Genomic DNA, 25,912 nt, shown 5'->3' on the forward strand with positions numbered 1-25,912 from the left:
GTTAGGGTGATGGGCAAGCAGCCCCCGAAATCCGTATTAAGCTCTTTCGAACCCCCGCGCCACTTCCCAATCGGTGATGCGGCGGTCGTATTCTTCCTGCTCCCATTCGGCAGCACGGGTGTAATGGTCGATGACGTCGTCGCCGAAGGCTTTGCGCAACATCGCCGATTCCGTCATTGCAGTCGTTGCTGCGCGCAGCGTGCGCGGGATTTCGCGAATGTCCTTGCCGCCATAGGCGTCACCGACGAAGGGGGCTTCGAGCTCCAGCTTGTTCTCGATCCCGTCGATACCGGCGGCAAGCAGCGCAGCGAAGGCGAGATAGGGATTGAGATCGGAGCCGCCGACACGGCATTCGATGCGGATCCCCTTGGTCTCCTCGCCGCAGAGCCGGTAGCCGGCGGTGCGGTTGTCCTTGCTCCAGATCGCCTTGGTCGGCGCGAAGGTGCCGGCCATGAAGCGCTTGTAGGAGTTGATGTAGGGCGCCAGGAAATAGGTGATTTCGCTCGCATGGGCGAGAAGTCCGGCAACGTAATTGTGCATCAGCGGCGACATGCCGTATTTGCCGGTATGGTCGAAGAACAGCGGCTTTTCCTCCAGGCTCCAGAGCGACTGGTGGATATGCGAGGAACTGCCAGCGGCGTTGTAATTCCATTTGGCCAGGAAAGTGATGGCCTTGCCCTTCGACCAGGCGATCTCCTTGCAGCCGTTCTTGATGATCGCATGCCGGTCGGCCATGGCGAGCGCATCGGCATAGCGCACGTTGATCTCTTCCTGGCCGGCGGAAGCCTCGCCCTTGGAGTTCTCGACCGGAATGCCGGCGCCCTGCAGCCCGGTGCGGATCGCCCGCATCACCTCTTCCTCCTTGGTGGTCTGGAAGATGTGGTAGTCCTCGTTATAGGCGCTAGCGAGCTTGAGGTTGCGGTAGCCCGAAGCATGTGCCGCCTCATAGCTCTGATCGAACAGGAAGAATTCGAGCTCGGAAGCCATATAGGCCTTCATGCCCATATCTTCGAGGCGCTTCACCTGCTTCTTCAGGATCGCCCGCGGCGAATGGGCGACCTCCTCATGCGTGTGATGGTCGAGTACATCGCAGAGCACGAGCGCGGTGCCCTCCAGCCAGGGAATGCGGCGCAGCGTCGCCAGATCCGGCTTCATCGTATAATCGCCGTAGCCCTTCTCCCAGCTCGTCGCCTTATAGCCGGAGACGGTCTCCATTTCCATGTCAGTCGCTTGCAGATAGTTGCAGCTGTGCGTTTCCTTCCAGGCGCTCTCGACGAAATATTCGGCTTGGAAACGCTTGCCCATCAGCCGGCCCTGCATGTCCACCTGGCAGGCCAGAACCGTATCGATGCGCCCTTCGGCAACATCCTTCCTGAGGTCGTCGATTGTGTAGCTGCTGCTCATGAGTGATCCGCCTGAAATTGGGATTGAAAAAATCGGGGCAACGAAATCGCATGCGCTCGGCCTGGTTTGGCGCCCCGATGCCTTTTCGTTGAACCGGTGATGGGGCCGCAGGAGCGGCCCCGCCATTTGAGAAGGAAGCCTCGATGCTTAACGTTCGCCGCTTTCGCCGACGGCCGCTTCTGCCGCCGCGATTTCGGCCTGGCGCTTCGCCACTTCGGCGCCGATCGGCGGCCCCTTGAAGCGCCGGCTCTCGAAGCCGAACCAGACGATCGCCGTCAGCAAGAGGAACCCGACGGTAACGTAAAGCGCAGCACCGTTCGGCGGCTGGACTCCGAGAACGAAGATCAGGACCATCGCGATGATCGAGAGCACGGCAAAGAGCTTGAAGAGGCCTTCGCCGAGATTCCACGGACCCATCTTGTCCCACTTGGACGTACCCCAGGCGAAGAGGCCGAGCGTGATCGGAATCGCAAAGGAGAAGAACAGGAAGATGACCGTGCACGACACCACGATCGTGTAAACCGGCGTATCGCCGATTTTCACGAAGTCGAGTGAGGTGAACCAAACGAACAACACCGACAGGATCGATCCCGTCCAGATCGCGGCCACCGGAGTGCGGTATTGCGGGCTGACCCTCGACAGCGCCTTGGAGGCCGGTAGGCCGCCGTCACGCGAGAAGGCGAAGATCATGCGGGAGACCGAGGTGACGGTCGCAAGGCCGCACAGCCACTGGCTGACGAAGATCGCAAGATAGAGGATATCCTTGACAACGGGGTTCACCTGGCTGTCCATCGCCCAGAAGAACACGTTCCAGCCCTGTTTGGCCGCGTCGTCCATGTTCGGCAGCATGAGGACGAAGGCGCACAGCATGATGTAGCCGAATAGCGCCGACCACAGGACCGAGGCGACCATGCCGCGCGGAACCGAATGGGCAGCCTTGACCGTCTCCTCCGATGTATGCGCCGAGGCGTCATAGCCGGTGATGGTGTAGATCGGCAGCAGCAGGCCGAGAAGAAAGACCCAGGCCCCCGAGGTCGACGGCCAGACGCTACCGCCGACTTCGCCGGAATAGTTGGCGAAAGTGAAGAGGCGGCCGAACTCATAGGAAGGCGCCGAAAGAAGGCAGACAGCCGCCAGCGCGATCGAGGTTGCGAAGATCAGATAACCCGAGAAGTCCGTGAGCTTCGCGGTCAAGCCAATCCCCATGTGGTTTACCAGCGCCTGCGCGCCGGTAATTATGACGAGGAAAATGATCCGCACCGTGATCGTGTCCGTCAGCCCGAGATACGTGGTGCCGAAGGAGCCCATGAAGAAGTAATAGGTACCGACGTTGATGGCGCCGAGAACGGTGACGAGACCGAGCAGATTGAACCAGGCCGTCAGCCAACCGGTGAAGCGGTTGCCGAGGATCGAGCCCCAGTGATAGAGGCCGCCGGCCGTCGGATAGGCGGAGCTGATCTGCGCCATGGCGACGGCGAAAACGAGCGAGATGAAGCATCCCACGGGCCAGCCGATACCGATCGCCGCGCCGCCAGCGCCAGAGGTCGCCTGGGCCAGCGAATTGATGCCGCCGGAGAGAATGCAGATGATGGAGAATGATACGGCGAAATTCGAGAATGAACTCATTCGCCGTTCGAGTTCTTGGGCATAGCCCATCGAATGCAGGATGTGCACATCCTGCTTCTTGTCCAGTTCGGTATAGTCCGACATGACTTCCCCCTGTTCACGACCGGCCGCGGAATTGCGGGCCGGTCCAGTGCCAATTGTCCGCGGCATTTTCGCCGTGCGGACGTCCGCAGATAAACTGCTCCCTCGGGTCTTTTTTTATCAGGCTTCCAGGCTGTGCTGGAGAAGTCCTGTCAGATAATCGGCCATGACCCTTTGGCCGCCATCGTCTGTGATGAGGTCGTTGCGGACCTCGATCATCACATTGCGCAGGCCGTTCGAAAGCCCGTGCAGGATCAGCGTGTGGGTCACGCCATCCTCGGGTCCGTAAGGCTGGTTGCGTTCAATCCTGTAAAGCGGCGCATCGGCCGCGGCATCCAGCATGCGGTCGGCGAGCCGGCTGTCCTCATCATGCAATATGCCGAGTTCGACGGCGCGTTGCCGGCCGTGATAGACCGGCGTGAAGCTGTGCATCGTCACGATGACGGTATCCTGCCCCCTCGCCCGCCGATCGCGGATCAGTCCGCGGATGGCATCATGGAAAGGCACGTAAAGCGAATCGGTGCGCGCCAGGCGTTCTTCGGCGCTCAAATCCTTGTTGCCGGGTATGGCATAGATCTCGCTGGTCTCCGGCATGGCGCTCGGTGAACTGGGCGGCCGGTTGCAGTCGTAGATGAGCCGGGAGAAGCGCTGGTAGACGAGCGTCGCGTCGACTGCTTGCGATATGCCGCGGGCAACGGCGAGCGCGCCCGGATCCCAGGCGATATGGCTCGACAGCGCTTCGCTGGGCAGGCCGAGATCGCCGAAGCGGGCAGGAAGCGTTTTCGAGGCGTGCTCGCAGACGAGCAATACCGGGCTATGGCCTTCGATGCGCTCGATCCCGACGCAGTCGCCGTCGGCTTCGCTGAGGATGTTCGGCTGGGCCAGCACCAAAGGCGCCACTCCTATCCCTTAATAAAAGCTTTAAAGAAAAGAATTCTTCAGCTTTTGGCGACTGTCAAGCATCCTCTGAAAATTTCTTTTCATGACAGTGGTTGACATGGATTATGACAGCGTTGTTAACTTTGGTTGGGAGAGTGGCGCCAGACCACTCCCGGGGAGCAAAGTCACGTGACCACTGCGTCGAAGACGGTTTCGGACGTCATACATTCGCATCTCGGCGTGTTGACGCGTGCCGAGAAGCAGTTGGCGGAAAGCCTCCTCGACAACTATCCGGTTTCCGGCCTCGGCAGCATCACTACGATCGCAGAGAACGCCGGCGTTTCCACGCCCACCGTCGTGCGGATGGTGCAGAAGCTCGGCTTCAAGGGCTATCCTGATTTTCAGGCGCACCTGCATCTGGAGGTCGAGGCGACGATCTCCAATCCCATTACAAAGCACGACCGCTGGGCGCAGAACGCGCCGGGCACCCATATCCTCAACCGCTTCGCCGATGCCATCATGGGCAATCTGCGCCAGACGCTGACCGATCTCGACACCGCGACCTTCGACAGCGTCGCCTCACTGCTTTCCGACCGCAAGCGCGGCCTCTACTTCGTCGGCGGCCGCATCACCGGCGCGCTTGCCGAATATTTCTTCACGCATATGCAAGTGATCCGGTCGGCGACGACCCTGCTGTCGTCGAATTCCAGCAGCTGGCCGCAATATGTCCTCAACATGAATGCCGGCGATATTCTGATCATCTTCGACATTCGCCGCTACGAGCAGGAAATGGTCAGCCTTGCCACCGCCGCCCGCAAGCGCGGCGCCGAAATTGTTGTCTTCACCGACCAATGGGGCTCACCGGCCGCCAAACTCGCCCGCCACGCTTTCCGCGTCCGGATCGAGGCACCGTCGGCCTGGGATTCATCCGTCGTTACCCTGTTCATTGTCGAGGCGCTGATCGAAGCCGTCCAGAATTCGACCTGGGACGAGACAAAGGAACGCATGAAGACACTGGAGGGTCTGTTCGAGCAGACCAAACTCTTCCGTAAACCGGGTTAGGAGGACAAGACCAAGAGGGAGAAAAACAATGGCGGGTTTTTGCGGATACAGACCGCGCTGTCGCAAATGGAACATCTGTCACAAGCGCCTGCTATTCATGCAAAACCACCGTCATGCAGCCGTCACACAAGCTTCATGTAAGCTCATTAACAGCATCGCCAGACACTGAAAACCCGAAGGAGAACAACAGTGATCTCTAACATTTCTCGACTGCTGTCGCTTTCTACTGCGATGATCGTGGCTTCGACCGCGATTGCTGCCGCAGAACCGAGCGCTGAACTCATCGCCGCCGCCAAGAAGGAAGGCACGCTGACCACGATCGCTCTCCCGCACGACTGGTGCGGCTATGGCGACGTCATTGCCGGCTTCAAGGCCAAGTATGGTCTCGAAGTCAACGAGTTGAACCCGGACGCCGGTTCGGGCGACGAAGTCGAAGCCATCAAGGCCAACAAGGGCAACACCGGCCCGCAGGCTCCCGATGTCATCGACGTCGGCCTCTCCTTCGGCCCGTCCGCCAAGAAGGACGGTCTGATTCAGCCTTACAAGGTCTCGACCTGGGATTCGATTCCGGATTCCGCAAAGGATGCCGAAGGCTACTGGTATGGCGACTATTACGGCGTTCTCTCGTTCCTCGTGAACAAGGATCTCGTCAAGACGTCGCCGGCCGACTGGTCCGACCTGAAGAAGAGCGACTTTGCAAACAGCGTTGCACTCGCCGGCGATCCGCGCACTGCCAACCAGGCCGTCCAGGGCGTTTACGCCGCTGGCCTTTCCGCGTCCGGCGGTGATGCAGCCAAGGCAGGCGAAGAAGGCCTGAAGTTCTTCGCCGAACTCAACAAGGCCGGCAATTTCGTGCCTGTCGTCGGCAAGGCGGCTCCGTTCGCTCAGGGCTCAACGCCGATCATCGTCGCCTGGGACTACAACGCAATGTCCTGGGGTGAAAGCCTGAAGGGCAATCCTCCGTTCGAAGTCGTCGTTCCGAAGACGGGCGTCGTCGCCGGCGTTTACGTCCAGGCGATTTCTGCCTTCGCTCCGCACCCGAACGCTGCCAAACTCTGGATGGAATATCTCTATTCCGACGAAGGTCAGCTTGGCTGGCTGAAGGGCTATTGCCACCCGATCCGCTTCAACGATCTTGCCAAGAACAACAAGATCCCGAAGGAACTGCTCGACAAGCTGCCCCCGGCAGCAGCCTATGAAAAGGCCGTCTTCCCGACGCTCGAAGAGCAGGCCGCCGGCAAGGAAACCATCACCAAGAACTGGGATTCCGTCGTCGGCGCCAGCGTCAAGTAATATTCGATCCTGCCTCCCCGCCTCAGGGCGGGGAGGTCTTTCTCACCCCGATGCCCCAGGATGAGCTTTTCATGAGCACGGTTTCTACGCCTATGGTGAGCAGCGCCCCCTTGATCAACAGAGACCGCGTGATCGACTGGCTGGGCATTGCACCTTTCATTATCTTCTCGCTGCTGTTCCTGATCATCCCCACGCTCTATCTGGTGGCGGGCGCGTTTCTGACGCCCGAGGGTAACTTCACGCTGAAGAATATCGGCGATCTCTTTACCCCCTCGATCATCAGCGCTTACTGGATCAGTATTCGCGTCTCCGTAGCGTCGGCTCTCGGCGGCGCGTTGATCGGCTTCTTCCTCGCGTGGGCCGTCGTTCTCGGTGGCCTGCCCGCCTCCGTCCGCTCGACGCTTCTGACCTTCTCCGGCGTCGCATCGAATTTTGCCGGCGTGCCGCTCGCCTTCGCATTCCTCGCAACGCTTGGCCGCACCGGCCTTGTGACGGTTTTCCTGCGCGAATGGTTCAATTTCAACCTTTACAGCACCGGCTTCAACCTGCTGTCCTTCTTCGGCCTCACCATCACCTATATGTATTTCCAGATCCCGCTGATGGTGCTGATCCTGACGCCGGCTCTTGACGGCATGAAGAAGGAATGGCGCGAAGCCTCTGAGATTCTCGGCGCCACCAACCGCCAGTACTGGACGATGGTCGCACTGCCGATCCTCTGGCCGAGCCTGCTCGGCACGACGCTGCTGCTCTTTGCTAACGCCTTCGGCGCCATCGCCACCGCCTTCGCGCTGACCGGCAGCTCGCTGAACATCGTGCCGATCCTGCTCTATGCGCAGATCCGCGGCGACGTTCTGCACAATGCCAATCTCGGTTACGCTATCGCACTCGGTATGATCGTCATAACAGGCGTCTCCAACGTCCTTTACCTCATGCTGCGCATGCGCGCCGAACGGTGGCAGAAATGAAAGCTCAACGCCTCGGCGCCTGGATCGCCATTATTCTGGGCGCATCCTATTTCGTCATTCCACTGATCGGCACCATCGAGTTTTCGTTGCGTATGCGCCGCGGCGAATACAGCCTCGATGCCTATGAGTCGGTATTCTCAGATGTTCAATTCCGCGAGACCTTTGGCTATTCCATGTTGATGGCGCTCCTGACCATCGTCTTCGGCATGCTGCTCGTCGTGCCGACGGCCTATTGGGTGCGGCTGCGCCTGCCGCAGATGCGTCAGGTCGTCGAATTCATCACGCTGCTGCCGCTCGTCATTCCGGCGATCGTCATCGTCTTCGGTTACCTCAGAATGTACAATTCGTCGTCCTATCTGCCGTTGACGGGTTCGACGACCGGCACCAACGTCCTGCTGGTGTTCTCCTATATCACGCTGTCCCTGCCCTACATGTACCGCGCCGTCGATACCGCCATGCGCGCCATCGACGTCCGCACCCTCACGGAAGCGGCCGAAAGTCTCGGCGCTCGCTGGACGACGATCATGTTCAGATGCATTTTCCCTAATGTCATGAGCGGCGTGCTCTCGGGCGCCTTCATCACGCTGGCGATCGTTATGGGCGAATTCACCTTCGCTGCCCTACTCAACCGTCCGGCCTTCGGCCCCTACCTGCAGCTTGTCGGCGCCAACAAGGCCTATGAGCCTTCGGCGCTCGCCGTCATCGCCTTCTCGATCACCTGGCTCAGCATGGGCCTGCTCAATCTTGTTTCCCGCTTCGGCAAAGCCCGCCCGGCAAAGGCTTAAGGTAACTGGCTCATGTCCTTTCTCACACTGAACAACATTCAGAAATCCTTCGGCCCGGTGCAGGTCGTCAAGAACTTCAACATGAACATCGAGAAGGGCGAGTTCGTCTCCTTCCTCGGACCGTCGGGCTGCGGCAAGACGACCGTTCTGCGCATGATCGCCGGCTTCGAGACGCCGACCGGTGGCACGCTGACCATCAACGGCAAGGACCAGAGCGCGCTCAAGCCGAACCAGCGCAACATTGGCATGGTCTTCCAGGCCTACGCTCTCTTCCCCAACATGTCCGTGCACGATAACGTCGCCTTCGGCCTCAAGGTCGCTGGCGCGCCGAAGCCCGAGATCGACGCCCGCGTTAAGGAAATGCTCGGCCTGATCAAGCTCGATCACCTGGCCGATCGCTACCCCTACCAGCTGTCCGGCGGCCAGCAGCAGCGCGTAGCACTTGCCCGCGCGCTCGCGGTGAAACCGCAGGTGCTGCTGCTCGACGAGCCGCTGTCGGCCCTCGACGCCAAGATCCGCGTGTCGCTGCGCGAGGAAATCCGCCAGATCCAGCAGCAGCTCGGCATCACCACCGTTTTCGTCACCCACGATCAGGAAGAAGCCTTGTCGATCTCCGATCGCATCGTGGTGATGAATGCCGGCAAGGCCGACCAGATCGGCTCGCCATTCGAGATCTACAACAAGCCGGCCACGCGCTTCGTCGCCTCCTTTGTCGGCACGCTGAACCTGATCGAGGCCAAAGTCGTCGATCCCGACACCAACCTCATCCAGATCGGCGATCAGAAGATCACGCTGAAGCAGTCGGTCGCAGCCCACAAGGCCGGCGAGACCATCTCGCTGGCGCTGCGCCCGGAAGCAGGCTCGCTCTCCGACACCGCCAGAAGCGATACGGCGCTGACCGGCCAGGTCGTCTCGGCTCACTTCCTCGGTTCGGTCATCCGCACCCGCATGAATGTCGGCGGTAACATCATTTCCTTCGACATGTTCAACAGCCCCGGTGTTACCCCGCCGCAGGCCGGCGAAACCGTGACGCTGCGCTTCATGGCCGCCGACTTGCTCGTCATCAGTGATTGATATTGCGGAATAGCACTCACGCAAAAGGCGCCGCGAACAAGGCGCCTTTTTTTGAATGACGGAAGAATGAAGCGCGTCGTTGAGTCACGTTTCAGGCGACGCGCTTTGTCTGGTGAAGCACCCGGCACGGTGTGCGTCTATGCGCCAGGGGCGAGTTTGGCAGAAACGCGCCCCCAAACTCCGTCATCCTCGGCCTTGAGCCGAGGATCCATCCCCTCCGCTGATGGATGCCTACATGGATGCTCGGCTCAAGGCCGAGCATGACGTAGGATGGGGTGGGCGAAAGGAGCCATCGTGAATAGACGTGCGTGTCAGGAATGACATCCACAGGCAACACCAAACAATACCAGCCCATAGCTGCGCGATTGATGCTTCCTTTCCCTCAGCGGATCGCCCTGTCGTCCGCATCGAAGCGATGCACGCGCGCCTGGTCTGGCGTCGCGTAAACGATCTCATCGGGCTCATACTGGTGCTCGCCGAAGAGACGCGCCGTCAGCAGGCCGCACTGCTCGGATTCCAGATAGATGATCGTGTCGGCGCCGAGATGCTCGACATGCACAACTTTCGCCGCCCACGTCCCCTGCTCGCGCGACAGCGTCATATGTTCGGGACGCACGCCGATCGTCTTGGCGCTGTGGTCGCCGACCTTCTCGCCCGCGATGAAATTCATCTGCGGCGAGCCGATAAAGCCGGCGACGAAGACGTTGGCCGGGCGGTTGTAAAGCTCCATCGGCGAGCCGATCTGCTCGATCGCGCCGGCATTCAGCACGACGATCTTATCGGCAAGCGTCATCGCCTCGACTTGGTCGTGCGTAACGTAGATCATCGTCGCCTTCAGGCCGCGGTGCAGCCGGGCGATTTCGAGCCGGGTCTGGACGCGCAGCGCCGCATCGAGGTTCGACAGCGGCTCGTCGAACAGGAAGAGTTCCGGTTCGCGAACGATGGCGCGGCCGATCGCGACGCGCTGGCGCTGGCCGCCTGATAGTTCGGCCGGTCGGCGTGCGAGATAAGGTGCGAGCGACAGCATGCCGGATGCTTTGCCGACACGGCTGTCGATCTCGTTCTTGGGCGTGCCTGCCTGCTTGAGCCCGAGCCCCATATTGTCCTTGACCGTCAGGTGCGGATAGAGCGCATAGGACTGGAACACCATGGCGATGCCGCGCTTGGCCGGCGGCGTCAGCGTCTCGTCGCGGCCATTGATGACGACGGCGCCCGAGGTGACGTCCTCGAGGCCGGCGATGCTGCGCAAGAGCGTCGATTTTCCGCAGCCGGACGGCCCGACGAAGATGACAAATTCGCCGTCCTTGACCTCGAGATCGATGCCCTTCAGCACCTCATGCGTACCATAGGTCTTGCGGATGGATTTGAGTTGAAGCGATCCCACTGATTTTTCCTTACAATCTGACCGGCTGGCCGGTGCGCACGCTCTCGTCGGCGGCAAGGCAGATGCGAAGCGACGCCACCGCATCCGCCATGTGGCGATCGAGGTTCAGATCCTCGCGGATCGCCCTCAGCATGAAAGCCTGTTCCAGGTCGCAAAGCGCCTGATGACCGGGCTCGCCCGTCATCCTCATATCCTGGTCGGGCCGGATGAACTTGCCGTCTGGGCCGGTTTCGGCCGTATGCAGACGGATCACCGAGGTCTTGGTGTGCGTATCGATATCGTCGGACTTGGCATTCGGATCCATGACGATCGACACCGCCCCCTTCGGCGACATCACATCCTTCACGAAGAAGGCTGTCTCCGAGATCATCGGTCCCCAGCCGGCCTCATACCAGCCGACCGAACCATCCTCGAAAAGCACTTGCAGGTGGCCGTAATTATACATGTCGGCGGCGATTTCATCGGAGAGACGCAGCCCCATGCCGCGCACCTCGACGGCTCTCGCATCGGTGATCTGGCACATGACGTCGACATAATGCACGCCGCAATCGACGATCGGCGAGGTCGTGCGCATCAGCGATTTGTGCGTTGCCCAGGTCGGGCCGCTGGACTGCTGATTGAGGTTCATGCGGAAGACGTAAGGCGGACCGAGTTTGCGTGCCTCCTCGATCAGCTTCACCCAGGACGGATGATGCCGCAGGATATAACCGATCACCAGCTTGCGCCCGGCCTTCTCAGCCGCCGCCACGACACGCTCCGCGTCGGCGACGGTGGTCGCCAGCGGCTTTTCCACGAAGACATGGCAGCCGGCCTCGAAGGCGGCGACGGCATAATCGGCATGGCTATCGGAATAGGTGTTGATCGAGCAGAGGTCCGGCTTCAGGTCGGCAAGCGCCGTCGCAAAGTCGGGGTGAGCGGTATAGCCCCGCAGTTCGGGCTCCAGCGCCGGCGTCGAGCGGTTGACGAGACCGACGATCTCGAAACCGGGATTGTTATGGTAGGCAAGCGCATGGCTGCGGCCCATATTGCCGAGGCCGGCAACGAGGACGCGGATCGGTTTCTCCCGGCTCACTTGACGGCTCCCGAGGTAATGCCGCGGATCAATTGCCGCGAGAAGATGACGTAGAGGATCAGGATCGGCAGGATGGCGAGCGAGAGCGCCGCCAGCACCGCGTTCCAGTTGGTGACGAACTGGCCGATGAAGATCTGCGAGCCGAGCGTCACCGTCTTGGTGCTTTCCGCCGGTGCCAGGATCAGCGGGAACCAGAGGTCGTTCCAGATCGGGATCATCGTGAAGACGGCGACCGTCGCCATGGCCGGGCGCACCAGCGGCAGCACTAGGCGGAAGAAGATCGCATATTCGGAGAGTCCGTCGATGCGCCCCGCATTCTTCAAGTCATCCGAAACCGTGCGCATGAATTCCGACAGGATGAAGATCGCCAGCGGGATGCCTTGCGCGGTATAGACGAGGATCAGCGCCGTCAGTGTATTGACGAGGCCGGCCGCCACCATGCCCTGCAGGATCGCCACCGTCCCGAGGCGGATCGGGATCATGATGCCGATCGCCATATAGAGCCCGAGCAGTACGTTGCCGCGGAAACGGTATTCCGACAGCGCGAAGGCGGCCATGGCGCCGAACAACAGCACCAGCAGGATCGAGACGATCGTGACGATGAAGCTGTTCTGGAAATAGGTGGCGAAATCGCCCTGCCCCAGCACCGTCTGGTAGCCGACGAGGCTAAAGGTGGATGGTGTCGGGATCATCAGCGGTTCGCGGAAGATCGAGGCGCGATCCTTGAACGAGTTGACGATGGTCAGGAACACCGGAAACAGCGCGACCAGTGTGTAGGCGGAGAGCGCCAAATGCACGAGGCCGGTGCGGATGGGAGATGTGCGTGCCTTAGACATGCGTGCTCCTCAGAACTGGTAACGACGCATGCGCCGCTGGATGACGAACAGATAAAGCGAGACGCCGGCGAGGATGATAAGGAACATCACGGTCGCGATCGTCGCGCCCATCGAGCGGTCGCCGAGTTGAAGCTGGAAACCGAAGAAGGTGCGGTAGAGCAGCGTGCCGAGAATATCGGTCGACATATCGGGCCCTGCAAGCGCCCCCTGCACCGTGTAGATCAGGTCGAAGGCATTGAAATTGCCGACGAAAGTCAGGATCGAGATGATACCGATCGCCGGCAGGATGAGCGGCAGCTTGATCTTCCAGAACTGCGCCCAACCGGTAACGCCGTCGCATTCGGCCGCTTCGATCACCTCTTCGGGAATGCTGAGCAGCGCGGCATAGATCAGCATCATCGGAATGCCGATATATTGCCAGTTGGAGATCAGCGACACGGCGATCAGCGCCGAGCCGGGCTTGCCGAGCCAGGGCGCGAACAGGAATTTCAGCCCGATGAGATCGAGCATCCAGGGTGCCACGCCCCAGATCGGCGAGAGGATCAGCTTCCAGATGAAGCCGACGATGACAAAGGAAAGCAGCGTCGGTAGGAACATCGCCGTGCGGTAGAAAGCCACACCGCGCAGCTTCGGCACCGAAAGCAGGGCGGCGAGCGCAATGCCGATCGGGTTCTGCACGCACATGTGGATGGCGAAGAAGATGACGTTGTTGATGAGGGCGTTCCAGAAATCATGCGCCCAGCGCGGATCGCCGAACAGCACCTTGAAATTCGCCAGGCCGACGAAGGCCGGCTGACCGTCAACCGTGTTGTAGAGCGAGAGCCTCAGCGTTTCGATCAGCGGCAGCACCATGACGGCGGAATAGACGATCACGGCCGGCAGCATGAAGACAAAGATGTGCCAGCGCACCGGTCGCTTGATCGGGACGATATCGGCCGCGTTGTCGGTTTCGCTCATGGCTTTTGCCTGTTCTTGTCGACTGGCCGCAAGGCGCAGCGCAGGTGGAAAACGTTGCGCCTCACCCCAACTCTCTGCCGCCCGGGGAGAGAGGGAACGCCCTGCTGAGATGCTCTATCGGGCTGGGAGGTCGCTGCGAGTCTCCTTCTCCCCGCAAGCGGGGAGAAGGTGGCCGGCAGGCCGGATGAGGGGCTGCGAACGCGCCCCTCACCACATTACTTGGCCGGCTTGTACCAGCTGTCGAGGCCCTTCTGCAGCTTCTCGGCGGCGACCTGCGGCGTATCCGTGCCGTTGATCACGTTGGCCGATTCGACCCAGGTCTCGTTTTCGAGGTTCGGCGTACCGCGCGACAGGATCTGGTAGGTCGAGCGCACGGTCGACTTGTACGGGCCGCGCCAGGAGACGAACTCCTGAGCAAGCGGATCGGACATCTTCACCGGGTTGGAGTTCAGGCTGAAGAAGCCCGGCAACGCGTTGGCATAGATATCGGCGAACTCGGGCGAAGCCACCCAGCTCAGGAACTTCTTGGCTTCCTCGGCATGCGTGCTCTTCGCGTTCAGCGCGACGCCGATATCCGGATGGTCGGAGATATAACCCTGATCGCCGGCCTTCGGAACCGGCGGCGGGAAGGCGCCCATCTTAAACTGCGCCTGCGTGTTGAAGAGCGCGATTTCCCAGGATCCGGCCGGGTAGATGGCGGCGCGGCCGAGCGTGAAGAGGTTCTGGCTGTCCGAATAGGTCTGGGCTTCGAAACCGTCACCGAGATAGGGCTTCCACTTGGCAAGCTCTTCAAAGGGCTTGACCCATTCGGGATCGGTCAGCTTCTGCTTGCCGGCGATCAGCGCTTCGCGGCCCTCTTCCCCCTTCCAGTAGTTCGGGCCGATGTTCTGGTAGCCCATGGTAGCGGCTTCCCAGAGGTCCTTCGTGCCCATGGCGAGCGGAATGTAGGTGCCGTCGGCCTTGATCTTGTCGAGCGCTGCAAAGAACTCGTCTTCCGTCTTCGGCACCGAGATGCCGAGCTTGTCGAAAGCATCCTTGTTGTAGATGAAGCCGTGGATGACCGAAGCCATCGGCACGCAGAAGGTCGACTTGCCGTCGTCGGTGGTCCAGGCGGCCTTGGCGACCGGAGAGAAATTCTCCATGCCCGGCAGGCTGGTGATGTCGACGAGCTGCTTCTTGTTGAAGAGTTCGAGCGAGGCATCGAACGGACGGCAGGTGATGATATCACCTGCTGAACCGGCATCGAGCTTGGCGTTCAGCGAAGCGTTGTATTCGGTCGGCGCGGTCGGCGAGAAGACGACCTTGATGCCAGGATTTTTCGCTTCGAATGCCGGAATGATCTTCTCCTGCCAGATCTGCAGGTCGTCGTTACGCCAGCTTTCGACCGTCAGCGTGACGTCGGCGGCATGGACGAGACCTGCCGAAGTCAGCAGGCTGGAGGCAAGCAGCAGGCTTTTCAGAGCAGTGTTTTTCATTTCCCTCTCCTGTTTTTAGCGCCGAAGGCGCCGTTTTCGATCTGAAACAAGCAATTGGCGTGTCTGAGGAAACACCCAATGCCCCTTGGAGGGCCGCCAGCGAAGCCGGCCCCGAAAGCTCGATGGACCGAAAGCGCATCGCCTGCGGTCGGACTGCGCGCTTTTCGGTGACCCGCACCGGACGCGCCGAAAATAATGGGAAAGCCGATGGATGCCTGAATTCCATCTCCGGCCCGACAGGGCCGCCGGCATTCTGGCAGTCATCCTCGAAGCGGTTCCGGCTTGGTTTTGCTGCCGGTTTTCGTGGGGCTTCGAAACGCTGTTCCCTTTTCCCGAATTAAGTCCAAAAAAATACCAATTGTCCAGACGAATTTTAACTTTTTGGCCTCCAACGTTTCATTAAAAATTTTTATCAAGTAAAATCAATAAGATAAAAAGGCGCAATTTCTCCACCGTTCCCACTTGGTAAATGGTATTTTTTTGGTATTGTATGAAAAACAGGTGAGACGGCGTATTCGGAGGTTCGATGACAGAGCTTGCAATCGGCATAGATGGCGGCGGGACGAGCTGCCGGGCCGCGGTCGCGGACAGAAACGGCACTATCATTGGCCGCGGCAAATCAGGCCCGGCTAATATTCTGTCCGATCTGGAAAACTCTCTCCTCAATATTGTCGAATCCGCCCGGCTGGCTTTGCGCGATGCCGAGCTCGCCGCGGAAACCATTTCCTCCGTCGCAGCGGTCGTCGGCGTCGCCGGCGCTAATGTAACGGATTATGGCCAGCGAATCGAAAAGGCCCTGCCCTTTGCCGAAGGCCGTGTTGTTACCGACGCGCTGATCGCCCTGCAGGGCGCGCTCGGCGATGCCGACGGCATCGTCGGCGCCTTCGGCACCGGCTCGGTCTATAACGCCCGGAAAGATGGTCGGCTGAACGGCATCGGCGGCTGGGGCTTCGTCGTTGGCGACCAAGCAAGCGGCGCTCGCCTGGGCCGCGACCTGATGGAACGATCGCTGCTCGCCCATGACGGCGTACGCCCGGCATCGCCGATGACTGAGGCGATCCTGGCGGAATATGGCGCTGATCCCGAGCGCATCGTCGAATTTGCGCATTCGGCAAGACCGACGGATTTTGCCCGTTATGCACCTGTCGTCTTCGAACATGCAACGAGCGGCGATGCGGTCGCGGTCGGCATCGTCACCGACGCGGCAACGGCGATCGGCGAAAGCCTTGAAGCGCTGCTCTGGCCCGAATGCCCGTCAATCTGCCTGCTTGGCGGTCTTGCGGAAGCCTATGAGCCCTGGCTTCCCCAACGCTACAAACAGCTGCTTGCCAAACCGAAAAACGATGCCCTTCACGGCGCGGTGGAACTTGCGGTCAAGCTCCTGAACGAGCGAGAGAGAGGTGCGGCATGACCGACGATCTCGCAACAATCCTCTCCCTGGAACGCCTGCAGGCCGCCGGCACCGGCCCGCTCTATGTCAAGCTGCGCCGCACGCTCGAAGAGGCCGTGCGCGCCGGCACGCTTGGTCACGGCGACGCGCTGCCGCCGGAGCGCGACATCGCCGAACTTGCCGCCGTCAGCCGGGTCACCGTGCGCAAAGCGATCGACGAGCTCGTCGCCGACGGCCTGCTGGTGCGCCGCCACGGCTCGGGCACCTTTGTCGCCAAGCCGGTCTCCAAGGTGGAGCAGCGCCTGTCGCAGCTCACCTCTTTCACCGAAGACATGGCACGCCGCGGCATGTCCTCCCGCTCGGAATGGCTGCACAAGGGCATCCACACCCCCTCACCCGACGAGATGATGATCCTTGGCCTCGCCGCGGGCTTAAAGGTTTCGCGCCTCTCGCGCCTGCGCATCGCCGACGACCAGCCGCTGGCGATCGAGAACGCCAGCGTCTCCGGCGAATTCCTCCCCGATCCCTCCGCCGTGACCAATTCGCTCTACGCCGAACTCGAACGCCTCAACGTCCGTCCGGTCCGCGCCGTCCAGCGCATTTCGGCTACCAATATGAAAGAAGCCGATGCCCAGCTTCTCGGCGTCTCCGTGGGTGCGGCCGGCCTGTCGATCGAACGCATCTCCTATCTCGGCTCCGGCCGCGCCGTCGAATTCACCCGCTCGCTCTATCGCGGCGACGCTTATGACTTCGTGGCCGAGCTGACGATCGGGGTGACATAAGGCCTACCAGAAGCGGGCAATCCAAAACTGATTTCCGGCGAGTTCATCGAAAATCGTGTCGGCGGAAATGATCGGTATCCCATTCTCCATGGCAGTCGCAGCGAGAAACCTGTCGAACGGATCACCGTGCGCCCAGTCCATCATGGCTGCCGCCAGACAGACATCCGGGGTCAATGCTGCTGCAATGGCGCCCTGCTCCTGCAGTAAGTCCGGCAGCCGGCCGACGAAAGGCTGCATCTCCGGCCATTTGCCGACACGCACTTTCTGCGCGATTTCAAACAGGGATATTGGACTGACAAGAATGGTCTCAGCCTTTTCAATCAGAGCGATCGCCTTGGCCGAGAGCCGCTTGTCGCCGGTCAAAGACCATGCCCAGGCATGGGTGTCGAGCAGAAGCGAATTCACTCGATCCCTTCCCAGGCCGCGACTTCACTTTCGTCAATGGGCTCAAAAAAGTCCGGCCCATCTCCAGCAACCTGCCCTTTGAGCAAACCGATCTTGAAGGAAGACTGCACAATCGGAATGATCTTCACGACAGGCTTGCGCCCCTTGGCGATCACCACCTCCTCACCGGAAAGGGCGGCATCGATCAATTTCGACAGATTGGTCTTTGCGGCATGAATGGTCACTTGCATCGCAGCCCTCATTAGCTAACTTGGCTAAGGATACCATTCCGCGTTCAAATCCGCTATCGAATTCACGAAGCCCGACCACAGGAAATTATCAAGATTAGCAAAAGCATTAAGCCGGAAAGGGTCACTTTCCGGCTTCATTGTTTCTTGATTCATCACGTTAAGAACGGCGAAGGCGTCTCTATGCCGCGTCCTCAATCTCCTCGTCCGCCTTGCGCGGCACGTAGTTCAGCACCGGCCCGAGCCAGCGTTCGACCTCGGAAACCTCCATGCCCTTGCGCTTGGCATAGTCCTCCACCTGGTCCCGCTCCACCTTGGCGACGCCGAAATAATAGGAATCGGGATGGCCGATATAGATGCCGGATACAGATGAGCCGGGCCACATCGCATAGCTCTCCGTCAGCTTCACGCCGGCGGCTTTTTCTGCATCGAGCAGCTTGAAGAGCGTTGCCTTTTCCGTGTGGTCGGGCTGGGCGGGATAACCGGGCGCCGGACGGATGCCGGCATAGGCTTCGCCGATGAGATCCTCGTTGCTGAGGTGCTCATCCCTTGCATAACCCCAATATTCGCGCCGCACCTGCTCATGCATGCGCTCAGCAAAGGCTTCCGCAAAGCGGTCGGCCAGCGCCTTGACGAGGATCGAGGAATAGTCGTCGTTCGACCGCTCGAAGCGTTCGGCGATGGCGATTTCCTCGATACCGGCCGTTACCACAAAGCCGCCGACATAGTCCTGCACGCCGCTTGTGACTGGCGCGACGAAGTCCGAAAGCGCCACATTCGCCCGCCCGTCTCGCTTCGAAAGCTGCTGGCGAAGCGTGTAGAAGGTGGCAAGCTCCTGGCTGCGGCTTTCGTCGGTGAACAGGCGTATGTCGTCGCCAACGGCGCCTGCCGGCCAGAAGCCGATGACGGCGCGCGGGCGGAACCACTTCTCATCGATGATCTTCTTCAGCATGGCCTGCGCATCGGCCCAGAGCGCACGCGCCGCCTCGCCCTGCTTCTCGTCTTCGAGAATGGCGGGGAAACGACCGCGCAATTCCCAGGTCTGGAAGAACGGCGTCCAGTCGATGTATCTCGCGAGTTCGGCCAGATCGTAATCCTCGAACACCCGTATGCCGAAGAACTCAGGCTTGGTCGGCTTGTAGGCCGACCAGTCGATCTTATGCGCGTTCTCGCGAGCCCGCGACAGTGGCAAACGCACCTTCTCCGCTTCACTGCGAGCATGCGCGGCCGCCACCTTGGCGTATTCGGCTCTTATATCGTCGACATAGCCCTGGCGCGTCTCCGGTGAAAGCAGCGCCGAGACAACGCCGACGGCGCGGCTCGCATCGGTGACGTAGACCACCTGGCCCTTGTTGTAGCCGGGATGGATCTTCACGGCCGTATGCACACGGCTGGTCGTGGCACCACCGATCAGGAGCGGGATCTCGAAGCCCTGCCGTTCCATCTCGGACGCAACATGCACCATCTCGTCGAGCGACGGCGTGATCAGACCGGAAAGGCCGATGACGTCGACCTTTTCGGCGATCGCGGTTTCGAGGATCTTCGTCGCCGGCACCATGACGCCGAGGTCGACGATCTCGTAATTGTTGCAGGCGAGCACGACGCCGACGATATTCTTGCCGATATCGTGCACGTCGCCCTTGACGGTCGCCATCAGGATTTTGCCGGCCGACTGACGGTCATCACCGCCGGTGAGGCGCTTTTCCTCCTCCATGTAGGGAAGCAGCACGGCAACGGCCTGCTTCATGACGCGCGCCGACTTGACCACCTGCGGCAGGAACATCTTGCCCGAGCCGAACAGGTCGCCGACGACGTTCATGCCGGCCATCAGCGGCCCTTCGATGACGTGCAGCGGCCGGGCGGCCTGCCGGCGCGCCTCTTCCGTATCGGCCTCGATATATTCGGTGATGCCGTTGACCAGCGCGTGCTCGAGACGCTTCTCGACGCTCCACTCGCGCCAGGAGAGGTCCTGGACACGACCCTCCTTTGCCCCGGCGCCACGGAAACGTTCGGCCACTTCGAGCAGCCGTTCGGTGCTGTCGGGACGGCGGTTCAGCACCACGTCCTCGCAGGCTTCGCGCAGTTCGGGATCAATGTTGTCGTAGACGGCCAGTTGGCCGGCATTGACGATGCCCATGTCCATACCCGCCTGGATGGCGTGGTAGAGGAACACCGCATGCATCGCCTCGCGCACCGGCTCGTTGCCGCGGAACGAGAAGGACAGGTTGGAGACACCGCCGGAGATATGCACGAGCGGCATGCGCTCCCGGATCGTTCGCGTCGCCTCGATGAAGTCGACACCGTAATTATTGTGTTCTTCGATGCCGGTCGCGACCGCGAAAATGTTGGGGTCGAAGATGATGTCCTCGGGCGGGAACCCGATCTTTTCGGTCAGCAGCGTGTAGGCACGCTCGCAGATTTCCACCTTGCGCTCATAGCTGTCGGCCTGTCCGGTCTCGTCGAAGGCCATGACGACGACGGCAGCGCCGTAATTGCGCAGGAGTCGCGCCTGGGCGACGAAATTCTCCTCGCCTTCCTTCAGCGAGATCGAGTTGACGATCGGCTTGCCCTGCACCCGCTTCAGGCCGGACTCGATAATCGAGAATTTCGACGAGTCGATCATCACGGGCACGCGGGCGATGTCGGGCTCGGCGGCGATCAGGTTGAGGAACTCGACCATCGCCTTTTCGGAATCGATCAGGCCCTCGTCCATGTTGATGTCGATCACCTGCGCGCCGTTCTCGACCTGGTCGCGGGCGACGTCGAGTGCTGCCGTGTAATCGGCATTGGTGATCAGCTTGCGGAACTTCGCCGAGCCGGTGACATTCGTGCGCTCGCCGACATTGACGAAGGGAATGTCCTTGGTGAGCTCGAAGGGCTCGAGGCCCGACAACGACATGAAGGGGCGATGCTCGGGAATCCCACGCGGCTTGTACTTGGCAACGGTCTCGGCGATCGCCCTGATGTGTTCCGGCGTCGAGCCGCAGCAGCCGCCGACGATGTTTACCAGGCCTTCGCGGGCGAAGCTGTCGATCTGCGCCGCCATCAACTCCGGCGTCTCGTCATACTGACCGAACTCGTTCGGCAGGCCGGCATTCGGATAGGCGCAAATGAATGTGTCGGCAACGCCCGAAAGCTCCTGCAGGTGCGGGCGCATCGCGTTCGCCCCGAGCGCGCAGTTGAGGCCGATGGTGAAGGGATTGGCGTGACGCACCGAATTCCAGAAGGCAGATGGCGTCTGGCCGGAGAGTGTACGGCCGGAAAGGTCGGTGATCGTGCCGGAGATCATCACCGGCAGGCGCACGCCCTTGGCATCGAAACGCTCCTCGCAAGCGAAGATCGCCGCCTTGGCGTTCAGCGTGTCGAAGATCGTCTCGATCAGGATGATGTCGGCGCCGCCATCGATCAGCCCGTCGATCTGCTCGCCATAGGCTTCCCTGAGATCGTCGAAGGTGACGGCGCGAAAGCCGGGATTGTTGACGTCGGGCGAGATCGAGGCGGTGCGGTTGGTCGGGCCGATGGCGCCGGCGACGAAGCGGCGGCGGCCGTCCTCGCGCTCGGCGCGGATTGCTGCCCGGCGCACGATCTCGGCACCTTCCTTGTTGAGGTCGTAGACGGCGCCTTCCATCTGGTAATCGGCCTGGGCGATGCGGGTCGAGGAGAAGGTGTTGGTCTCGAGGATATCGGCGCCCGCCTTGGCGTATTTGTAATGGATCTCTTCGATCGCATTCGGCTGGGTCAGGATCAGAAGGTCGTTATTGCCTTTCTGGTGGCAGGCGCAGCCAATGAAGCGGGTGCCGCGAAACTGGTCTTCGTCATAGCCGAGGCCCTGGATCTGCGTGCCCATGGCGCCGTCGAGAACAAGGATGCGTTCGCTCGCGGCTTTGCGCAGCGCTGCGAAAACTTCATTGCCGTCACGCTTGCCCGTTTCCGGACCAAAGAGGTTGTCAAACACGGGAGGCTCCTTGACGTCGTAAGACCAGACAGTCCAAATCACATAAAGATATCTTTATGTCAATATATGCCTGTCGATTTCGTGCTTTGCAAGCCTCACCAGATGACAGGCTTGAACGGCCTCTATATAGGCAATTGATACGCATTGCCCACCAAATCGGAGAAGTATCATGGCACCCGCAACCGGCAACGCCGCGCTTGGAAACTGGACGAGCCGCGCCTATCACCGCGCCTGGCTGCTTGACCAGGCAAACGGTCTCTTCGATTTCTTCCAGCACAATTCAGTCAATCCCAAGGGCGGCTTCTACGACCTCGACGACACCGGCAAGCCGCTCGACGCCGAGGGGCAGATCCGCAGCATCCATATTGCGGCGCGCGCGGTCCATTGCTTCTCGATCGGCGCCCTGCTCGGCCGTCCCGGCGCCTCCGACGTCGTCGCCCACGGCATGGACTATCTCTGGTACCACCATCGCGACCTAGAGAATGGCGGCTATTTCTGGTCACTCGACAATAACGGTCCGGTCGATTCCAACAAGCAGGGCTATGGCCACGCTTTCGTCCTGCTCGCCGCCTCCTCGGCAAAGACGATCGGTCATCCGCTGGCCGACGGCATGCTGGCCGATATCACCGAGATCCTGAACAAGAAGTTCTGGGAACCGCGCCACGGCGCGATCACCGAGGAATTCACCGCCGACTGGCAGCCGCTCGACGGCGGCGCCTATCGCGGCCAGAACTCCAACATGCACCTGACCGAGGCACTGATGGCCGCCTTCGAAGCCACCGGCGACAGGGATTACCTCACCAAGGCCGAAAGCATCGCCGATCTCGTCATCCGCCGTGCGGCCGGTTCGGTCGACTGGCGCGTCGCCGAACATTTCGACGCCGAATGGAACCTCGATAAGCAATACTATCATCCGAACGAAATGTTCCGCCCGGCCGGTACGACGCCCGGCCACTGGCTGGAATGGGCGCGCCTAATCCTGCAGCTCTGGGTGCTCGGCGGCAAACGCATCGAATGGATGCCGGATGCGGCCAAGGCGCTCTTCGAGCAATCCATGGCGCTCGGCTGGGACAGCGACAAGGGCGGCTTCTTCTATACGCTCGATTGGAACGACAAACCCGCCAAGCGCAACAAGCTCTGGTGGCCGGCCTGCGAGGGGGCGGCTGCCGCGCATTTCCTCAACGAGCACCTGCCGAGCGACTACCACGAGGAATGCTACCGAAAGATCTGGAACGTCATCGAACGCGCCTTCATCGACCATAAGAACGGCGGCTGGCACGAGGAACTGACGGAGGATCTCGTTCCCTCGCATTCGCTCTTCCCCGGCAAGGGCGATATTTATCACGCCCTGCAGGCCTGCCTCATCCCGCTCTTCCCGGCAACCGGCAGCCTGACGAAGGGCATCGCCGAGGCCGGAGGCAGGCTCTGACGGCTGTCTCAGCAGCGAGCGCCGGCAGTCCGGCGCTCGGATTGTTCCGGCAGATGCGGCCGCGTCACAGCGGAGAGAGCCGCAATGTATCGAGGTCCTTCGCCAGCATCAACGCCAGGGCCTCGACCACAAGATTGTGGTCGTCGCGCTGCGGCAGGCCGGAGACGGTGACGGCGCCGATGCAGCCGGTGCCCTTGACGTTGATCGGAAAACTGCCGCCATGCGGCGCATAATCGGCGCCATCAAGGCCGTTGTCCTCGACGGTCTTGCCGTCCTTGCTGAGCTTCAGGCCAGAGGCATAGCTGCTGCGGAAATAGCGCAGCACCATATTGCGCTTGCGGCGAACCCAATTGATGTTGTCGGGTGTCACACCCGGGAGTGCGGCGTAAAAGACCGGCATCGAATGCAGGGTTACGTCGATCGCAATGCCGAGGCCGCGCTCGCTGGCGAGTTCCTGCAGAAGCTTGCCGAGCTGCCAGGCAGTGGTGAGATCGAAGGCGTCGAAGCTCAGCGCCTTTTCCTGCTCGGCGATCCGACTGAGATCGTTGTCGATTGTCATGATAGGCGCTCCTCTCCTGCGATGATCCGCTGCAGACCATTCTCATCAGGAGAGAAAAAGTAAAGCAAAACTTGGACCTACCCTGATGTCAGAGCTTCGGCGTCAGCATCTCGAAACGATCGCGGATGGTGGTGCAGGTATCGCCGCCCAGTCTCGCAATGGCATCGACCGCGGCCGGATCGACATGCAGCCGTTCCGGATCGACAACACCGTCGCGGTAATGCGCATAGACGATCTCGCCGAGGATAATCTGCCGCGAGCGGCCGAGCTCCAGCGTCACATGCCGCCGGCATTCGAAGGCAGCCGGCGCCTCGGCGATAAAGGGCGACGCCACCTTCGCGCCCGGTATCGCCGTCAGCCCCGCCTGCTTCAGCTCATCGACGCCCCGCGGATATTTCGCGCCGCAGACATGCATGGCCTCGGCGATCGCAAAGGAGACGATGTTGACCGTGAAGACCTCGGTCATGCGAATATTGTGGCCGGTGTCCTTGAACGACATGTCGGCATTGTTCTCGACGCCGATCGCCAGGATCGGCGGATCGGCCGACAGGCAGTTGAAGAAGCTGAACGGCGCCGCGTTGATCCGGCCTTGCTCGTCGACCGTCGTCACCAGCGCGATCGGCCGCGGGATGATCGTGCCGATCATCAGCTTGTAACGCTCGCGCTCCGAAAGCTCTTTGAAATCGAACGAGACGGCCATGGGTTCAGCCGATTTTCGGGATCGGCGAGAAACCGCTCATCGCGCCAATGAACGGTTTCGGCAGCGGCGAGGCGTAGGAGCCGCGCTTGCTGGTGGAAAGCCCGAGCGACACCAGCGCCTCGGCCTGCTTGACGGCGGCGGCCACTCCGTCGACGACAGGCACGCCGTAAATCTCCTGCAATTCCCTGGCCAGATCGGTCATGCCGGCGCAGCCGAGCACGATCGCCTCGGCCCCGTCTTCGGCAAGCGCCCGCTCGATCTCGGCCCTCAGCTTGCCGATCGCGCCCGAAGCCGCGTTTTCCAACTCCAGTACCGGGATGTCGGAGGCGCGCACCTTGGCGCGCTCGCCCATACCGTAGCGGCGCACCAGATTGTCGATCAGCACCCGCGACCGCTCCAGCGTCGTCACCACGGTAAAGCGCTGCGCCAGGAAACCGGCCGTGACGACGGCGGATTCACAAAGCCCGAGGATTGGCACATCGGCGAAGCTCCGCGCTGCGTCGAGCCCGGTATCGTCGAAACAGGCAATGACAGCCGCGTCGTAGCCCGCCGCCTGCCGCTCCTTAAGTTCCAAGAGCAAGCCGGGAATCGCCAGCGCCCCGTCGTAATGTCCCTCGATGGAGACCGGCCCCATGCTGGATGTCGCGGCGATGATGTCGGTGCCGGATGCCGCCACCGCACGCGCAGCGACCGCAGCCTTCTCGGTCATGGAGGCCGTGGTGTTCGGATTGACGATGAGGATGCGCATATCAGTCTATCTTTGCCTGCCGCCGCCCCAGCATGGTCATGATGCCGAGCGCAATGAGAATGATCGTGAAGGAAAACAGCGTCGTCACCGTGCCGAGCGCATAGAGCACCGGCGTCGTGACATTGGTCGTCATACCGTAGATTTCGAGCGGCAGCGTATTGTAGCTGCCCGATGTCATCAATGTGCGCGCGAATTCGTCATAGGACAGCGTGAAGCCGAACAGCCCGACGCCGATCAGGCTCGGTGCGATCATCGGCAGCACGACGTGCCGGAACGTCTGCCAGGAGGTGGCGCCGAGGTCGCGGGCCGCCTCCTCATAAGCCGGCGAGAAACGGTTGAAGACCGCAAACATGATCAATACGCCGAAGGGCAGCGTCCAGGTCAGATGTGCGCCGAAGGCCGAGGAATACCATGCGGGCTTGAGACCGCCCTCCTGAAAGACGACGCCAATGCCGAGCGAGATGATGATCGAGGGTACGACGAGGCTGGCGACCGTGGCGTAGAACAGCACCGTCGAACCGCGGAAACGGCGGCGGAAGGCAAGGCCGGCCAGCAGCGACACGACGACGGTCACCACCATCACCATCAGCCCGAGGGTGAAGGAGCGACGGAACGAGGCGCCGAAATCGCCGACCGCCTGCTTTTCGAACAGGTTGAAGAACCAGTGCGTGGAAACGCCGTTCATCGGGAAGGTCAGGCCGCCGTCCGGTCCCTGGAAAGAGAGGATCAGGATCGCCGAGAGCGGGCCGTAGAGGAACAGCACGAAGACGATGAAGAAGATCGCCAGCAGATAGAATTCCAGGCCGCGTTTTTCGTGGTTCATC

The 25,912-nt window shown here is 61.1% G+C and carries 23 protein-coding genes; 8 read left to right on the top strand and 15 right to left on the bottom strand.

The features are described 5' to 3' along the window. Positions 1-36: 36 nt before the first annotated feature. The 3 genes from B5E41_RS05625 to B5E41_RS05635 all read right to left on the bottom strand — a co-directional run bounded on the left by B5E41_RS05625 (position 37) and on the right by B5E41_RS05635 (position 4,002). On the bottom strand, positions 37-1,404 hold the full coding sequence (locus B5E41_RS05625) for a glutamine synthetase family protein (RefSeq protein ID WP_088391743.1): 1,368 nt from the start codon (positions 1,402-1,404) through the stop codon (positions 37-39). Positions 1,405-1,551: 147 nt separating this feature from the next. Next, a complete protein-coding gene (locus B5E41_RS05630; protein WP_088391745.1) occupies positions 1,552-3,114 on the bottom strand; it encodes an amino acid permease in 1,563 nt (520 codons plus the stop codon). Positions 3,115-3,231: 117 nt separating this feature from the next. Beyond that, the gene (locus B5E41_RS05635) at positions 3,232-4,002 is read right to left on the bottom strand and encodes an N-formylglutamate amidohydrolase (RefSeq protein ID WP_088391747.1); all 771 of its coding nucleotides are present in this window, start codon (positions 4,000-4,002) and stop codon (positions 3,232-3,234) included. A gap of 177 nt (positions 4,003-4,179) precedes the next feature. Between B5E41_RS05635 and B5E41_RS05640 the strand changes: the two genes are divergently transcribed. The 5 genes from B5E41_RS05640 to B5E41_RS05660 all read left to right on the top strand — a co-directional run bounded on the left by B5E41_RS05640 (position 4,180) and on the right by B5E41_RS05660 (position 9,169). Continuing rightward, a complete protein-coding gene (locus tag B5E41_RS05640) occupies positions 4,180-5,052 on the top strand; it encodes a MurR/RpiR family transcriptional regulator (protein WP_088391749.1) in 873 nt (290 codons plus the stop codon). A 189-nt stretch (positions 5,053-5,241) separates the two neighbouring features. Further along, a complete protein-coding gene (locus B5E41_RS05645) occupies positions 5,242-6,345 on the top strand; it encodes an ABC transporter substrate-binding protein (RefSeq protein ID WP_088391751.1) in 1,104 nt (367 codons plus the stop codon). Positions 6,346-6,416: 71 nt separating this feature from the next. Beyond that, a complete protein-coding gene (locus B5E41_RS05650) occupies positions 6,417-7,310 on the top strand; it encodes an ABC transporter permease (RefSeq protein ID WP_088392011.1) in 894 nt (297 codons plus the stop codon). Then, positions 7,307-8,095, top strand: a complete 789-nt coding sequence (locus tag B5E41_RS05655) for an ABC transporter permease (RefSeq protein ID WP_088391753.1) — start codon at positions 7,307-7,309, stop codon at positions 8,093-8,095. The genes B5E41_RS05650 and B5E41_RS05655 overlap by 4 nt, the downstream gene beginning before the upstream one ends. Before the next feature lie 12 nt (positions 8,096-8,107). Further along, entirely contained in the window at positions 8,108-9,169 is a 1,062-nt protein-coding gene (locus tag B5E41_RS05660; RefSeq protein WP_088391755.1) for an ABC transporter ATP-binding protein, read from the top strand. 382 nt (positions 9,170-9,551) lie between these two features. Here B5E41_RS05660 and B5E41_RS05665 read toward each other — a convergent pair whose 3' ends face one another. The 5 genes from B5E41_RS05665 to B5E41_RS05685 all read right to left on the bottom strand — a co-directional run bounded on the left by B5E41_RS05665 (position 9,552) and on the right by B5E41_RS05685 (position 14,893). Then, positions 9,552-10,553, bottom strand: coding sequence for an ABC transporter ATP-binding protein (locus tag B5E41_RS05665; RefSeq protein WP_088391757.1), 1,002 nt, complete (start codon positions 10,551-10,553; stop codon positions 9,552-9,554). 10 nt (positions 10,554-10,563) lie between these two features. Further along, positions 10,564-11,625, bottom strand: coding sequence for a Gfo/Idh/MocA family protein (locus B5E41_RS05670; RefSeq protein WP_088391759.1), 1,062 nt, complete (start codon positions 11,623-11,625; stop codon positions 10,564-10,566). Continuing rightward, positions 11,622-12,461 (bottom strand): carbohydrate ABC transporter permease, encoded by an 840-nt coding sequence (locus B5E41_RS05675; protein ID WP_088391761.1) that lies wholly within the window; start codon positions 12,459-12,461, stop codon positions 11,622-11,624. The genes B5E41_RS05670 and B5E41_RS05675 overlap by 4 nt, the downstream gene beginning before the upstream one ends. Positions 12,462-12,470: 9 nt before the next feature. Continuing rightward, positions 12,471-13,418, bottom strand: coding sequence for a carbohydrate ABC transporter permease (locus tag B5E41_RS05680; RefSeq protein ID WP_088391763.1), 948 nt, complete (start codon positions 13,416-13,418; stop codon positions 12,471-12,473). Positions 13,419-13,633: 215 nt separating this feature from the next. Continuing rightward, positions 13,634-14,893, bottom strand: a complete 1,260-nt coding sequence (locus B5E41_RS05685; RefSeq protein WP_088391765.1) for an ABC transporter substrate-binding protein — start codon at positions 14,891-14,893, stop codon at positions 13,634-13,636. A gap of 526 nt (positions 14,894-15,419) precedes the next feature. Between B5E41_RS05685 and B5E41_RS05690 the strand changes: the two genes are divergently transcribed. Both B5E41_RS05690 and B5E41_RS05695 read left to right on the top strand, forming a co-directional pair. Next, complete coding sequence (locus B5E41_RS05690; RefSeq protein ID WP_088391767.1) at positions 15,420-16,304, top strand: glucosamine kinase nucleotide-binding domain-containing protein; 885 nt, start codon at positions 15,420-15,422, stop codon at positions 16,302-16,304. Then, positions 16,301-17,065: a GntR family transcriptional regulator gene (locus B5E41_RS05695; RefSeq protein ID WP_064803896.1), complete on the top strand. Its 765-nt coding sequence runs from the start codon at positions 16,301-16,303 to the stop codon at positions 17,063-17,065. The genes B5E41_RS05690 and B5E41_RS05695 overlap by 4 nt, the downstream gene beginning before the upstream one ends. Positions 17,066-17,068: 3 nt before the next feature. Here the strand turns inward: B5E41_RS05695 and B5E41_RS05700 are convergent, their stop codons facing one another. The 3 genes from B5E41_RS05700 to metH all read right to left on the bottom strand — a co-directional run bounded on the left by B5E41_RS05700 (position 17,069) and on the right by metH (position 21,652). Next, on the bottom strand, positions 17,069-17,470 hold the full coding sequence (locus B5E41_RS05700; RefSeq protein WP_088391769.1) for a type II toxin-antitoxin system VapC family toxin: 402 nt from the start codon (positions 17,468-17,470) through the stop codon (positions 17,069-17,071). Continuing rightward, positions 17,467-17,700: a type II toxin-antitoxin system Phd/YefM family antitoxin gene (locus B5E41_RS05705; RefSeq protein ID WP_064803900.1), complete on the bottom strand. Its 234-nt coding sequence runs from the start codon at positions 17,698-17,700 to the stop codon at positions 17,467-17,469. Before B5E41_RS05705 ends, B5E41_RS05700 begins: the two co-directional genes overlap by 4 nt. 178 nt (positions 17,701-17,878) lie before the next feature. After that, positions 17,879-21,652 (bottom strand): methionine synthase, encoded by a 3,774-nt coding sequence (gene metH, locus B5E41_RS05710; protein WP_088391771.1) that lies wholly within the window; start codon positions 21,650-21,652, stop codon positions 17,879-17,881. Between the two features lie 169 nt (positions 21,653-21,821). Here metH and B5E41_RS05715 point away from each other — a divergent pair, with 169 nt between their 5' ends. Beyond that, positions 21,822-23,081, top strand: a complete 1,260-nt coding sequence (locus tag B5E41_RS05715; RefSeq protein WP_088391773.1) for an AGE family epimerase/isomerase — start codon at positions 21,822-21,824, stop codon at positions 23,079-23,081. Positions 23,082-23,145: 64 nt separating this feature from the next. On the opposite strand, the gene B5E41_RS05720 is transcribed toward B5E41_RS05715, so the two are convergent. From B5E41_RS05720 to B5E41_RS05735, 4 genes are all read right to left on the bottom strand, one after another. Next, the gene (locus B5E41_RS05720) at positions 23,146-23,640 is read right to left on the bottom strand and encodes a heme-degrading domain-containing protein (RefSeq protein WP_088391775.1); all 495 of its coding nucleotides are present in this window, start codon (positions 23,638-23,640) and stop codon (positions 23,146-23,148) included. Between the two features lie 88 nt (positions 23,641-23,728). Next, entirely contained in the window at positions 23,729-24,340 is a 612-nt protein-coding gene (locus B5E41_RS05725) for a flavin reductase family protein (protein WP_085860073.1), read from the bottom strand. A gap of 4 nt (positions 24,341-24,344) precedes the next feature. After that, positions 24,345-25,088, bottom strand: coding sequence for an aspartate/glutamate racemase family protein (locus tag B5E41_RS05730; protein WP_088391777.1), 744 nt, complete (start codon positions 25,086-25,088; stop codon positions 24,345-24,347). A gap of 1 nt (position 25,089) precedes the next feature. Further along, positions 25,090-25,911 (bottom strand): ABC transporter permease, encoded by an 822-nt coding sequence (locus tag B5E41_RS05735; RefSeq protein ID WP_085778834.1) that lies wholly within the window; start codon positions 25,909-25,911, stop codon positions 25,090-25,092. Position 25,912 lies beyond the last annotated feature (1 nt).

Source organism: Rhizobium esperanzae (assembly GCF_002204185.1).
GTDB classification, from domain to species: Bacteria; Pseudomonadota; Alphaproteobacteria; order Rhizobiales; family Rhizobiaceae; genus Rhizobium; species Rhizobium esperanzae.

What these genes read in the sequence shown, in the direction of transcription:
- B5E41_RS05680 (WP_088391763.1), bottom strand. Translation starts at nt 13,418, where the DNA reads ATGAGCGAAACCGACAACGCGGCCGATATCGTCCCGATCAAGCGACCG.
- B5E41_RS05730 (WP_088391777.1), bottom strand. Translation starts at nt 25,088, where the DNA reads ATGCGCATCCTCATCGTCAATCCGAACACCACGGCCTCCATGACCGAG.
- B5E41_RS05650 (WP_088392011.1), top strand. Translation starts at nt 6,417, where the DNA reads ATGAGCACGGTTTCTACGCCTATGGTGAGCAGCGCCCCCTTGATCAAC.
- B5E41_RS05705 (WP_064803900.1), bottom strand. Translation starts at nt 17,700, where the DNA reads ATGCAAGTGACCATTCATGCCGCAAAGACCAATCTGTCGAAATTGATC.
- B5E41_RS05735 (WP_085778834.1), bottom strand. Translation starts at nt 25,911, where the DNA reads ATGAACCACGAAAAACGCGGCCTGGAATTCTATCTGCTGGCGATCTTC.
- B5E41_RS05660 (WP_088391755.1), top strand. Translation starts at nt 8,108, where the DNA reads ATGTCCTTTCTCACACTGAACAACATTCAGAAATCCTTCGGCCCGGTG.
- B5E41_RS05690 (WP_088391767.1), top strand. Translation starts at nt 15,420, where the DNA reads ATGACAGAGCTTGCAATCGGCATAGATGGCGGCGGGACGAGCTGCCGG.
- B5E41_RS05720 (WP_088391775.1), bottom strand. Translation starts at nt 23,640, where the DNA reads ATGACAATCGACAACGATCTCAGTCGGATCGCCGAGCAGGAAAAGGCG.
- B5E41_RS05695 (WP_064803896.1), top strand. Translation starts at nt 16,301, where the DNA reads ATGACCGACGATCTCGCAACAATCCTCTCCCTGGAACGCCTGCAGGCC.
- B5E41_RS05685 (WP_088391765.1), bottom strand. Translation starts at nt 14,893, where the DNA reads ATGAAAAACACTGCTCTGAAAAGCCTGCTGCTTGCCTCCAGCCTGCTG.
- B5E41_RS05675 (WP_088391761.1), bottom strand. Translation starts at nt 12,461, where the DNA reads ATGTCTAAGGCACGCACATCTCCCATCCGCACCGGCCTCGTGCATTTG.
- B5E41_RS05625 (WP_088391743.1), bottom strand. Translation starts at nt 1,404, where the DNA reads ATGAGCAGCAGCTACACAATCGACGACCTCAGGAAGGATGTTGCCGAA.
- B5E41_RS05655 (WP_088391753.1), top strand. Translation starts at nt 7,307, where the DNA reads ATGAAAGCTCAACGCCTCGGCGCCTGGATCGCCATTATTCTGGGCGCA.
- B5E41_RS05630 (WP_088391745.1), bottom strand. Translation starts at nt 3,114, where the DNA reads ATGTCGGACTATACCGAACTGGACAAGAAGCAGGATGTGCACATCCTG.
- B5E41_RS05725 (WP_085860073.1), bottom strand. Translation starts at nt 24,340, where the DNA reads ATGGCCGTCTCGTTCGATTTCAAAGAGCTTTCGGAGCGCGAGCGTTAC.
- B5E41_RS05715 (WP_088391773.1), top strand. Translation starts at nt 21,822, where the DNA reads ATGGCACCCGCAACCGGCAACGCCGCGCTTGGAAACTGGACGAGCCGC.